Raw genomic sequence first — 12,475 nt, forward strand, 5'->3', positions numbered from 1 at the left:
AGGGCCGGGGCCGGTCGTGCCGTTCAGGCGCGCTCGACCTCGGCCCGCAGCGCGTTGTAGCCCGCGAAGGCCGACTCGACCTCGGACCGGGTCAGGCCGTAGCGGGACAGGTCATAAGTGTGCTTGCGGGTGCCCTCGGGGCGGGCGACGGCCGCGGGGAGGCGGGCCGCGTCGGCCTCGGTCCAGGGGGCGCCGACGGCCGCGTAGAGCTTCGGGGCGCCGGTCGCGGGGTCGGAGCCGAGCCAGGAGTACGGGGCGTCCACCAGCCGCTCCGCAGGGATGGCGGGCCGGGCCGCGAGGCCGCGCGTCATGGCACGGCTCAGCAGTCCCAGCCAGGTGGCGCCGATGCCGGCCAGGTCGAGCGGGCGGGTGCTGACGGCCATGCCGTGCTCGATCAGGGAACAGAAGGACGCCACGACGGTGACCGGGTCGCGGTGGCACCACACGATCGTCGCGTCGGGGAAGACCGTGCGCAGCGCGTCCAGGTTCTCCAGGTGCATGGGCGACTTCAGCATCCAGCGCCGCCGCGGACGGCCGTACTGCAACACCTGGTAGACCTGCTTGAGGTACCGGTAGTCGGCCGTGAAGTCCCGCTCGCAGTGCCAGGCCAGGTACTCGGGGATACGGGCCTGGGAGACCGGCATCACGGCGTGCGGGAGCGCGAACGTGCACTCCTCGGGGTCCTCGGCGGCCATCGCGTGGATGTCGTGGAAACGCGGCGCGAAGAGGTCCGTGCCCTGCACCAGCCGGCGCCCGGCCGTGATCGCCTTGCGCCGCTGCCGGGGCGGCAGCTCCAGGTCGGGTCCGAGCAGTTCCCACAGCAGGGGACACCGGTGCTCGTCCGAGATCGACAGCACGGAGTGCGTGACCGTGGTCGCGGTGCGCGGCAGCCCCACGACGAACACCGGCTTCTCGATGGGCTCCCGCTCGATGTCCGGATGCTCGGCGATCAGCCGCCGCACCCGGGCGCGGTTGGCGAGATGCCGCCGGACGTGCGCCTGCGCGGACTGCCAGCCGACCGGGGTGAGGTTCTCGGCCTTCGCCCACCAGCCCAGCAGGGACCGGAAGCCGTCGACGAACTCCCGGTCTCCCGGCGCCTCCCCGGCTTCCACCACGATGCGGTCGAAGATCCGGCCGGGGTCACGGCGGGAGCCGAAGGCGGGCCGCAGCAGCAGGTTCGCCAGGGTGAGGGCGAGCGGAGGCGTGGACATGCCGGAAACCTATTCCGTCGGAACCCGTCTCCGCTGGAGGGAAGTTGGCCGAACAGGTGAAAGGGGTGGCCGGAAGACCTCCATCGATCCGGCCACCCCCTTGCGACGCGGCTACTCCGCTACAGGCAGCCGCGCCCCGTCCCGCAGGAACAGCGGGATGCGGTCCAGCGGGGCGTCGACCGTCACGGCCTGCCCGCCCTCGTAGGTCTCACCCGTCCAGGCGTCCGTCCAGACGGCCCCCGCCGGCAGATACGCCCTACGGGCCGTGGCGCCGGCCGTCAGCACCGGCGCGACCAGCAGGTCCGGGCCGAACAGGTAGGAGTCGTCGACCGACCAGGTCGCCTGGTCGTCGGGGAACTCCAGGAACAGCGGCCGCATCACCGGCAGTCCCTCCTCGTGGGCCGCGCGCATCACGTCCAGCACGTACGGCTTGAGCCGCTCGCGCAGCCGCAGGTACTTCTCCAGGACGGCCCCGGCCTCCTCGCCGTAGGACCACACCTCGTTCGGGCCGCCGGTCATCTGAGGGCCCAGCGGCATGCCCGGGTCGCGGAAGCCGTGCAGGCGCATCAGCGGGGACAGCGCGCCGAACTGGAACCAGCGGACCATCACCTCCCGGTACGCCGGGTCGTCCGGGTCGCCGCCGTGGAAGCCGCCGATGTCGGTGTTCCACCACGGGATGCCCGACAGGGCCGTGTTGAGGCCGGCCGCGATCTGGCGGCGCAGGGTCGGGAAGTCGGTGCCGATGTCCCCGGACCACAGCGCGGCGCCGTAGCGCTGACTGCCCGCCCAGGCCGAGCGGTTGAGGCTGACGACCTCCTCCTCGCCGGTGGCGACGAGGCCCTCGTAGAAGGTGCGGGCGTTCTCGGCCGGGTAGATGTTGCCGACCTCCAGGCCGGGACCCGCCCAGTAGCGCAGGTTCTCCTGGAAGCCCGGCTTCAGCTCCGGCTCGCAGGCGTCCAGCCAGAACGCCGTGATGCCGTACGGGTCGAGGTAGTTCTCCTTCACCTTCGACCACACGAACTCCCGGGCGTCCGGGTTGGTGGCGTCGTAGAAGGCCACCTGGACCGTGGAGGCGACCTCCTTGTCGGGCCAGTCGGCGTGCGCCATAGGGCCGTACTGGGTGCCGATGAAGTAGCCGCGCTGCTCCATGACCGGGTGGTTCTCGCTCAGCGGCGACACCGACGGCCAGACGCTCACCACCAGCTTGATGCCGAGCTCCTCCAGCTCGCGCACCATCGCCGCCGGGTCCGGCCACTCCTTCGGGTCGAACTTCCACTCGCCGAGGTGCGTCCAGTGGAAGAAGTCGCAGACGATCGCCGAGATGGGCAGACCCCGGCGCTTGTACTCCCGGGCCACCGCCATGAGTTCGTCCTGGGTGCGGTAGCGCAGCTTGCACTGCCAGAAGCCCGCCGCCCACTCGGGCAGCATCGGCGTCCGGCCGGTCACCGCGCTGTAGCGGCGCTGGGCGGCGGCCGGGTCGCCGGCCGTGATCCAGTAGTCGATCTGCCGGGCCGAGTCGGCGACCCAGCGCGTGCCGTTGTGGGCCAGCTCCACGCGGCCGATCGCCGGGTTGTTCCACAGCAGCGTGTAGCCGCGGCTGGAGGTCAGCACCGGGATGCCGACCTCGGCGTTGCGCTGGACCAGGTCCAGCACCAGGCCCTTCTGGTCCAGGCGCCCGTGCTGGTGCTGACCGAGGCCGTACAGCTTCTCGTCGTCGTAGGCGGCGAAGCGCTGCTCCAGGCGGTGGTGGCCGTTGCCGACGGCCGTGTAGAGGCGTGAGCCGGGCCACCAGAAGTGGGCGCGGTCCTCGGCGAGGATCTCGCCGCCGTCCTCGGTGCGCAGGAAGCGGATCAGGCCCTCGGCGCTGACCTCCACGGTGAGCGCCCCGACGGTCAGCTGTCCGCGGCCGCCCTCGATCTTCACCGTGGACGACGTCGCGGGGGCCTCGTCGAGGAGTGCGCCCGGAAGCCCTTGAAGGACCGGGCCGCCGAGCCGGGCACGCACCCGGACCGCGTCCGGACCCCACGGCTCGATCCGTACGGTCTCCTGGCGGCCGCTCCACTCCAGCGCGCCGTCCCGCTCGCGGAAGGTGCCGACAGTGGGGGAGGACTGCGCCAGGCTCACCTGGGTCTGGGTTTCAGCAGGCTGGTTCACGCGGGCTCCTGTGCTCCTGGAGGAGTGCGGACAGAGGTGTGCGGGCATGAGGGCGCCCTGAGAGGTGGCTGGTGTTCGACAGGGTGGTGCCCAGCGAGGGGGCAGGGGAGGCCGGGGCAGCGGAGGAGGGACAGGAGACGCGAGGGGACTACGACCGGCTGGGCGCCGGCCCCGTGCTCCCCCGTACGGTCAGCTCGGGCGCGATCAGCACGACCTCGTCGCCGCCGCGCCCCTCGAGCTTGGCGACCAGGTGTTCCACCGCGTGCCGGCCCATCTCCTGGGCGGGGATGGCGACCGACGTCAGCCGCACCGAGGCCTGCATCGCCACCTGGTCCGGGCAGATCGCGACCACCGACACGTCCTCCGGCACGGCCCGGCCCTGCTGCCGCAGCAGCGCGAGCAGCGGCTCGATCGCCGACTCGTTCTGCACGATGAGCCCCGAGGTGTCCGGGCGTTCGTCGAGGATCCGGGCAAGCGTCACCGCCATCGCGTCGTACCCGCCCTCGCACGGCCGGTGCAGCAGCCGGACGCCCATTTCCCGGGCACGGGACCGGAGCCCGTCGAGGGTGCGTTCGGCGAAGCCCGTGTGCCGCTCGTAGACGGCAGGGGCCTCCCCGATGACAGCGATGTCCTGGTGACCCTGCTTCGCCAGGTGCTCCACGCACAGCGCGCCCGTCGCCCTGAAGTCCAGATCGACGCAGGTCAGACCGGCGGTGTCGGCGGGCAGCCCGATGAGCACGGACGGCTGGTCCGTCGCGCGCAGCAACGGAAGCCGCTCGTCGTCGAGTTCGACGTCCATCAGGATCATCCCGTCGGCGAGCCCGCTCCCGGCGACGCGGCGCACCGCGTCCGGGCCCTCCTCGCCGGTGAGCAGCAGCACGTCGTACCCGTGCGTGCGCGCCGAGGTCGCCACGGCGATGGCGATCTCCATCATCACGGGCACGTACATGTCCGTGCGCAGCGGGATCATCAGCGCGATGATGTTCGACTTGCTGCTGGCCAGTGCGCGCGCCCCGGCGTTCGGGTGGTACCCGAGCTCGCGGATGCTCCGCTCGACCCGCTGGCGGGTGGTCGCGGAGATGGACCGCTTGCCGCTGAGGACATAGCTCACCGTGCTCGCCGAGACTCCGGCGTGCTGGGCGACCTCGGCGAGGGTGACCATCCAGCTCTCCAAGCTTTGTGAAGCGCTTCGACAGTGCGCATTGCTGATGGGAGTGAGTGAGGGTGGTTCGACAGTAGCTCCAGCGGGTGTGGGTGTCCATAGGTTGTCGAAGCGCTTCGATACCGAATTCGCGAAGCGGCGTGCGACTCCCGTTCGGCACCCCGATGCAACACCCTCGTCAGGCGCGCGACAAGTGCCGGGAGTACTTGGCCCCCTTCGGCTGAACGGACGCGCGAGGACTGGTGGGAGCGTCCGGTTTCGGGTACCAACGATCCAGTAGCACTGGTCGGTACCGTACGGTCCATAATTTGCCTCTATGCGGCGAGGTGAACCTCATGTCCGCTTCCACCACCCCCTCTTCCCGTCCCGCCGTCACCGAGCGGGAAGCCCGCGAGGTGGCGGAGGCCGCCCGGGAACAGCACTGGCGCAAGCCCAGCTTCGCCAAGGAGTTGTTCCTCGGCCGCTTCCGGCTCGACCTCATCCACCCTCACCCCCTCCCCACCGACGAGGCCGCCCAGCGCGGCGAGGAGTTCCTCGCCAAGCTCCGCGACTTCGTCGAGACGAAGGTCGACGGGGCACTGATCGAGCGCGAGGCCCGGATCCCCGACGAGGTGATCGACGGGCTGAAGGAGCTCGGCGCCCTGGGCATGAAGGTCGACACCAAGTACGGCGGGCTCGGCCTCACACAGGTGTACTACAACAAGGCGCTCGCCCTGGTCGGCTCCGCCAGCCCCGCGATCGGCGTGCTGCTCTCCGCGCACCAGTCGATCGGCGTCCCCCAGCCGCTGAAGCTGTTCGGTACACCGGAGCAGCGCGAGCGCTTCCTGCCGCGCTGCGCCCGCACCGACATCAGCGCGTTCCTGCTCACCGAGCCGGACGTCGGCTCCGACCCGGCCCGCCTGGCCACCACGGCCGTGCCCGACGGGGACGACTACGTCCTCGACGGAGTGAAGCTGTGGACCACCAACGGCGTGGTCGCCGACCTGCTGGTCGTGATGGCCCGGGTGCCGAAGAGCGAGGGCCACAGGGGCGGCATCACCGCGTTCGTCGTGGAGACCAACTCGCCGGGCGTCACCGTCGAGAACCGCAACGCCTTCATGGGCCTGCGCGGCATCGAGAACGGCGTCACCCGCTTCCACCAGGTCCGCGTCCCCGCCGCCAACCGTGTCGGCGAGGAGGGCCAGGGCCTGAAGATCGCGCTGACCACGCTCAACACCGGGCGGCTCTCCCTGCCCGCGTCCTGCGTGGCGGCCGGCAAATGGTGCCTGAAGATCGCCCGGGAGTGGTCGGCGGCCCGCGAGCAGTGGGGCAAACCCGTCGCGCACCACGAGGCGGTCGGCTCCAAGATCTCCTTCATCGCTGCCACCACCTTCGCCCTGGAGGCCGTGACGGACCTGGCCTCGCAGATGGCCGACGAGGACCGCAACGACATCCGCATCGAAGGCGCCCTCGCCAAGCTGTACGCCTCCGAGATGGCCTGGCTGATGGCCGACGAACTCGTCCAGATCCGCGGCGGCCGCGGCTTCGAGACGGCCGAGTCCCTCCGTGCCCGCGGCGAGCGCGGCGTACCCGCCGAGCAGGTGCTGCGCGACCTGCGCATCAACCGCATCTTCGAGGGCTCGACGGAGATCATGCATCTCCTCATCGCACGCGAGGCCGTCGACGCCCACCTCTCGGTCGCCGGTGACCTCATCAACCCGGAGAAGTCCCTCGGCGACAAGGCGAAGGCGGGCGCGAACGCGGGCGCCTTCTACGCCAAGTGGCTCCCCAAGCTGGTCGCGGGCCCGGGTCAGCTCCCCACCTCCTACAGCGAGTTCAAGCACGACGTGGACCTCTCCGGTCACCTGCGCTACGCCGAGCGCACCGCCCGCAAGCTCGCCCGCTCCACCTTCTACGCCATGTCCCGCTGGCAGGGCCGCATGGAGTCCAAGCAGGGCTTCCTCGGCCGGATCGTCGACATCGGCGCCGAGCTGTTCGCCATGAGCGCGACCTGCGTACGCGCCGAACTCCTGCGCGGCCAGGGCGACCACGGCCGTGAGGCCTACCAGCTCGCCGACGTCTTCTGCCGCCAGGCCCGCATCCGGATCGAAGAGCTCTTCAACCGCCTGTGGACCAACACCGACGACCTCGACCGCAAGGTCGTCAGGGGCGTCCTCTCCGGCACGTACGAGTGGTTGGAGCAGGGCATCGTCGACCCGTCGGGCGAGGGCCCCTGGATCGCGGACGCGACACCGGGGCCGAGCAGGAAGGAGAACGTCCATCGGCCGATCCGCTGACCGGCCGTCCCCGAGGGGCGTGGGGCCGCACGGCACGCGCCCCCCGGGGAAGGGGATGCGCTGTCCTCACACACGGCCCTTACGGCAACAATGGAGGGATGAGCGACAGTCCAGCCCCCCTCGCCGATCCCCACCTGGTCTACGACCCCGCAGCGGGCGACGGACCGAAGGACGTGGTGATCCTCGGCTCCACCGGGTCCATCGGCACCCAGGCCATCGACCTCGTGCTGCGCAACCCCGACCGGTTCCGGGTCACCGGCCTGTCCGCCAACGGCGGCCGGATCGCCCTCCTCGCCGAGCAGGCCCACCGGCTGCGGGCGCGCACCGTCGCGGTCGCCCGCGAGGACGTCGTACCCGCCCTGCGCGAGGCGCTGGCCGCGCAGTACGGCACGGACGAGCCGCTCCCCGGGATCCTGGCCGGCCCCGACGCGGCCACCCAGCTGGCGGCGTCCGACTGCCACACCGTCCTGAACGGCATCACCGGCTCCATCGGCCTCGCCCCGACCCTGGCCGCCCTGGAGGCGGGCCGCACCCTCGCGCTCGCCAACAAGGAGTCGCTCATCGTCGGCGGCCCGCTGGTCAAGGCCCTCGCCAAGCCCGGGCAGATCATCCCGGTCGACTCCGAGCACGCCGCCCTCTTCCAGGCCCTGGCCGCCGGCACCCGCGCCGATGTGCGCAAGCTGGTCGTCACCGCCTCAGGCGGCCCCTTCCGCGGCCGTACCAAGGAGGAGCTGTCCCACGTCACCGTCGAGGACGCCCTCGCCCACCCCACCTGGGCCATGGGCCCGGTCATCACGATCAACTCCGCGACCCTCGTCAACAAGGGCCTGGAGGTCATCGAGGCGCACCTGCTCTACGACATTCCCTTCGACCGCATTGAGGTCGTCGTGCATCCCCAGTCGTATGTCCACTCGATGGTTGAGTTCACGGATGGATCGACACTGGCCCAGGCGACCCCGCCCGACATGCGCGGGCCCATCGCGATCGGCCTCGGCTGGCCCGAGCGGGTACCCGACGCGGCGCCCACCTTCGACTGGAGCAAGGCCTCGACCTGGGAGTTCTTCCCGCTCGACAATGAGGCCTTCCCCTCGGTGAACCTCGCCCGGCACGTCGGCGAGCTCGCGGGCACCGCCCCGGCGGTGTTCAATGCGGCCAACGAGGAGTGCGTGGAGGCGTTCCGCCGGGGCGCACTGCCCTTCAACGGGATCATGGACACCATCACCCGGGTCGTCGAGGAGCACGGCACCCCGCGTGCGGGAACCTCGCTCACCGTGTCGGACGTCCTCGAAGCGGAGACCTGGGCGCGGGCCCGGGCCCGGCAACTGGCGGCACAGACGGCGGAGGCCCGTGCATGACGACCCTGATGTTCATCCTCGGCATAGGTCTCTTCGTGGTCGGCCTGCTCTTCTCGATCGCGTGGCACGAGCTGGGGCACCTGTCCACCGCCAAGCTCTTCGGCATCCGCGTGCCGCAGTACATGGTCGGCTTCGGCCCCACGATCTGGTCGCGCAACAAGGGTGAGACCGAGTACGGCATCAAGGCCATCCCGTTCGGCGGCTACATCCGCATGATCGGCATGTTCCCGCCCGGCCCCGACGGCCGGATGGAGGCCCGCTCCACCTCGCCGTGGCGCGGCATGATCGAAGACGCCCGCACCGCCGCGTACGAGGAGCTCAGGCCGGGCGACGAGAACCGCATGTTCTACACGCGCGCCCCCTGGAAGCGCGTGATCGTGATGTTCGCCGGCCCCTTCATGAACCTGGTCCTGGCGGTGGCGCTGTTCCTCACCGTCCTGATGGGCTTCGGCATCACCCAGCAGACCACCACGGTCAGCTCCGTCTCCCAGTGCGTCATCGCGCAGAGCGAGAACCGCGACAAGTGCGAGAAGGGCGACCCGGCCGCCCCGGCCGCCGCGGCGGGCCTCAAGGCGGGCGACAAGATCGTCTCCTTCAACGGCGTGCCGACCGACGACTGGAACAAGCTGTCCGACCTGATCCGCGCCAACCCCGGCAAGGAGGTGCCGATCGTCGTCGACCGCAAGGGCCAGGACGTCACCCTGCACGCGAAGATCGCCACCAACCAGGTCGCCGAGAAGGACTCCAGCGGCCAGATCGTCGAGGGCCAGTACGTCCAGGCCGGCTTCCTCGGCTTCAGCGCCGCCACGGGCGTCGTCAAACAGGACTTCGGCGATTCCGTGACCTGGATGGGCGACCGGATCGGCGAGGCCGTCGACTCCCTCGCCGCCCTCCCCGGCAAGGTCCCGGCCCTGTGGAACGCGGCCTTCGACGGCGCCCCGCGCGAGGCCGACTCCCCGATGGGCGTGGTCGGCGCGGCCCGCGTCGGCGGCGAGATCTTCACGCTCGACATCCCGCCGACCCAGCAGCTGGCCATGGCCCTCATGCTGGTCGCCGGCTTCAACCTCTCCCTGTTCCTGTTCAACATGCTCCCGCTGCTGCCGCTCGACGGCGGCCACATCGCGGGCGCGCTGTGGGAGTCGCTGCGCCGCAACATCGCCAAGGTCCTGCGCCGGCCGGACCCGGGCCCCTTCGACGTGGCGAAGCTCATGCCGGTCGCGTACGTGGTCGCCGGGATCTTCGTCTGCTTCACGATCCTGGTGCTGATCGCGGACGTGGTTAACCCGGTGAGAATCTCCTAGTCACACGGAGTTCGAGGGGGCTCGGCATCCTTTGTGCCGAGCCCCCTCCCATCGAGTGGCAACACGGGCGGGATGTGCCCGCGCCCAGGCTCGTGCCGTAATCTCGAAGCTCGGAGCCCGCTGCTCACGGGACCGGACCTTGATCCACGACTTGGGGTTGCACAGCAGATGACTGCGATTTCTCTCGGCATGCCGTCCGTTCCGACCAAGCTCGCCGAGCGCCGGAAGAGCCGCCAGATCCAGGTCGGGTCCGTGGCCGTCGGCGGAGACGCCCCCGTCTCGGTGCAGTCGATGACCACGACGCGCACCTCCGACATCGGCGCGACGCTCCAGCAGATCGCCGAACTCACCGCCTCCGGCTGCCAGATCGTCCGTGTCGCCTGCCCGACCCAGGACGACGCCGACGCGCTGGCGACCATCGCCCGCAAGTCGCAGATCCCGGTCATCGCCGACATCCACTTCCAGCCGAAGTACGTGTTCGCCGCGATCGAGGCCGGCTGCGCCGCGGTGCGCGTCAACCCCGGCAACATCAAGCAGTTCGACGACAAGGTCAAGGAGATCGCCAAGGCGGCCCGGGACCACGGCACCCCGATCCGCATCGGCGTCAACGCGGGCTCCCTCGACAAGCGCCTCCTGCAGAAGTACGGCAAGGCGACCCCCGAGGCCCTGGTCGAGTCGGCCCTGTGGGAGGCGTCCCTCTTCGAGGAGCACGACTTCCGCGACATCAAGATCTCCGTCAAGCACAACGACCCGGTCATCATGATCGAGGCCTACAAGCAGCTCGCCGCGCAGTGCGACTACCCGCTGCACCTCGGCGTCACGGAGGCGGGGCCCGCCTTCCAGGGCACCATCAAGTCGGCGGTCGCCTTCGGCGCGCTGCTCAGCCAGGGCATCGGCGACACGATCCGCGTCTCCCTGTCGGCCCCGCCGGTCGAGGAGGTCAAGGTCGGCAACCAGATCCTGGAGTCGCTCAACCTGAAGCAGCGCGGTCTGGAGATCGTCTCCTGCCCCTCCTGCGGCCGCGCCCAGGTCGACGTCTACAAGCTGGCCGAAGAGGTCACGGCCGGCCTGACCGGGATGGAGGTCCCGCTCCGGGTCGCCGTCATGGGCTGCGTCGTCAACGGCCCCGGCGAGGCCCGCGAGGCCGACCTCGGTGTCGCCTCCGGCAACGGCAAGGGCCAGATCTTCGTCAAGGGCGAGGTCATCAAGACCGTCCCGGAGTCCAAGATCGTGGAAACGCTCATCGAGGAGGCCATGAAGCTGGCCGAGCAGATGGAGCAGGACGGCGTCGCCTCCGGCGAGCCGTCGGTGGCGGTCGCGGGCTGAGCCGTCGCGGTGTCCCCGCGCTCCTCGGGGCGCGGGCTGTTGTCGACATGCGGCTCCGCCGCCTGGGCGCGACAAGCCGCGGCGTATCCGTCACCCACCGGCAAGTCCCCGCTCCCGAGTTCCCAGGCGCCCGGCACAAGCAGCGCAGCTATAGTGCGGGGATCAGCCGACCCCGTTGTGTGAGGCCCCACACGTGTTGACCCAGACCACCTCACGGGTCCTCGAACCGAGCGACCTGGACGCCGCGCTCGCCGTACTCGACCGCGAGCCGGTCGCGAACGCCTTCGTGACGTCCCGGGTGCAGATCGCCGGTCTCGACCCGTGGCGGCTCGGCGGCGAGATGTGGGGTTGGTACGAGGACGGCATTCTCACGTCGCTCTGCTACGCCGGCGCCAACCTGGTCCCGATCTGCGCCGGCCCGCGCGCCGTCCGCGCCTTCGCCGACCGCGCGCGCCGGTCCGGCCGCCGCTGCTCCTCGATCGTCGGACCGGCCGCCGCGACCGCCGACCTGTGGCGGCTGCTGGAACCGCACTGGGGCCCGGCCCGCGACGTGCGCCGCCACCAGCCGCTCATGGTCACCGACCGCCTGCCGGCCGACATAGCACCCGACCCGTACGTCCGCCGCGTCCGCAAGGACGAGATGGAGACGATCATGCCGGCGTGCGTGGCGATGTTCACCGAGGAGGTCGGCGTCTCCCCGCTGGCCGGCGACGGCGGGCTCCTCTACCAGGCCCGGGTCGCCGAACTCGTCGGCTCCGGCCGCGCCTTCGCCCGCTTCGACGCGGACGGCAAGGTCGCCTTCAAGGCCGAGATCGGCGCCGCGACGGACCGCACCTGTCAGATCCAGGGTGTGTGGGTGGCCCCCGAATACCGGGGGACCGGTATGGCGGCGCCCGGCATGGCGGCCGTGCTGCGCTACGCCCTGGCCGACGTGGCCCCGGTCGTCAGCCTCTACGTCAACGACTTCAACACGGCGGCCCGCCGGGCGTACCAGCGGGTGGGCTTCCAAGAGGTAGGCGCCTTCATGAGCGTGCTGTTCTGACAGCGCAAACCCCCCTGTAGGCTCCCCGCCATGGACCTGGTGATCGGCCCCCTCGACCTCTCCGCCCACGTGGACGAGGCCCTTGCCGTCCAGGCCGTGGCCTTCGGCCTGGGCCCCGACGAAGTCGCCGTCCGCCGCCAGATCGTCCTCCGCCACATGACCTACCCCGGCGCCCGCGCCCTCGGCGCAACGGTCGGCGGCAACCTGGTCGGTTTCGTCTACGGCATGCCCAACGACCGCACCCACTGGTGGTCCACCGTCGTGGAGCCGTACCTCAGGGCGAACCGCAACGACCACTGGCTCGACGACTCCTTCGTGATCACCGAGCTGCACGTCCACCCCGCCCACCAGAACCACGGCATCGGACGTTCCCTGATCACCACGATCACCGACGGCGCCGCCGAGCCCCGCTCGATCCTCTCCGCGATCGACACCGAGAGTCCGGCCCGCGCCCTCTACCGCTCCCTCGGCTACCAGGACCTGGCCCGCCAGGTCCTCTTCCCCAGCGCCCCCAAGCCGTACGCGGTGATGGGCGCCCCTCTGCCCCTGCGGCGCGGATAACCGATTTCCACCCCCGCGCACCCCCCGGATAACCTCCTGCCATCACCTTCCCCCACTCTCGGCTCCGCTCGAGCAGGGGGACCCCCA

General features: G+C 70.8%; 9 protein-coding genes. 6 read left to right on the forward strand and 3 right to left on the reverse strand.

Translation table 11 applies throughout. The features are described from left to right. Window positions 1-23 precede the first annotated feature (23 nt). From ACWD1U_RS15875 to ACWD1U_RS15885, 3 genes are all read right to left on the reverse strand, one after another. Window positions 24-1,211: a sulfotransferase family protein gene (locus ACWD1U_RS15875; RefSeq protein ID WP_451107863.1), complete on the reverse strand. Its 1,188-nt coding sequence runs from the start codon at window positions 1,209-1,211 to the stop codon at window positions 24-26. A 111-nt stretch (window positions 1,212-1,322) separates the two neighbouring features. Further along, a complete protein-coding gene (locus ACWD1U_RS15880) occupies window positions 1,323-3,365 on the reverse strand; it encodes a glycoside hydrolase family 31 protein (RefSeq protein ID WP_451107864.1) in 2,043 nt (680 codons plus the stop codon). Between the two features lie 148 nt (window positions 3,366-3,513). Further along, a complete protein-coding gene (locus ACWD1U_RS15885; protein WP_451107866.1) occupies window positions 3,514-4,527 on the reverse strand; it encodes a LacI family DNA-binding transcriptional regulator in 1,014 nt (337 codons plus the stop codon). A gap of 335 nt (window positions 4,528-4,862) precedes the next feature. Between ACWD1U_RS15885 and ACWD1U_RS15890 the strand changes: the two genes are divergently transcribed. From ACWD1U_RS15890 to ACWD1U_RS15915, 6 genes are all read left to right on the forward strand, one after another. Next, window positions 4,863-6,803, forward strand: a complete 1,941-nt coding sequence (locus ACWD1U_RS15890; RefSeq protein WP_451107867.1) for an acyl-CoA dehydrogenase family protein — start codon at window positions 4,863-4,865, stop codon at window positions 6,801-6,803. Window positions 6,804-6,901: 98 nt separating this feature from the next. Then, window positions 6,902-8,158, forward strand: a complete 1,257-nt coding sequence (gene dxr / locus ACWD1U_RS15895) for a 1-deoxy-D-xylulose-5-phosphate reductoisomerase (RefSeq protein WP_451107869.1) — start codon at window positions 6,902-6,904, stop codon at window positions 8,156-8,158. An 8-nt stretch (window positions 8,159-8,166) separates the two neighbouring features. Beyond that, the gene (locus tag ACWD1U_RS15900) at window positions 8,167-9,459 is read left to right on the forward strand and encodes a M50 family metallopeptidase (protein ID WP_451107984.1); all 1,293 of its coding nucleotides are present in this window, start codon (window positions 8,167-8,169) and stop codon (window positions 9,457-9,459) included. A 168-nt stretch (window positions 9,460-9,627) separates the two neighbouring features. Then, on the forward strand, window positions 9,628-10,785 hold the full coding sequence (gene ispG, locus ACWD1U_RS15905; RefSeq protein ID WP_451107871.1) for a flavodoxin-dependent (E)-4-hydroxy-3-methylbut-2-enyl-diphosphate synthase: 1,158 nt from the start codon (window positions 9,628-9,630) through the stop codon (window positions 10,783-10,785). A 193-nt stretch (window positions 10,786-10,978) separates the two neighbouring features. Continuing rightward, the gene (locus ACWD1U_RS15910; RefSeq protein ID WP_451107872.1) at window positions 10,979-11,827 is read left to right on the forward strand and encodes a GNAT family N-acetyltransferase; all 849 of its coding nucleotides are present in this window, start codon (window positions 10,979-10,981) and stop codon (window positions 11,825-11,827) included. Between the two features lie 30 nt (window positions 11,828-11,857). After that, window positions 11,858-12,388 (forward strand): GNAT family N-acetyltransferase, encoded by a 531-nt coding sequence (locus tag ACWD1U_RS15915; RefSeq protein ID WP_451107874.1) that lies wholly within the window; start codon window positions 11,858-11,860, stop codon window positions 12,386-12,388. The last annotated feature ends 87 nt before the right edge of the window (window positions 12,389-12,475 follow it).

The organism is Streptomyces sp. NPDC002788 (assembly GCF_053592115.1).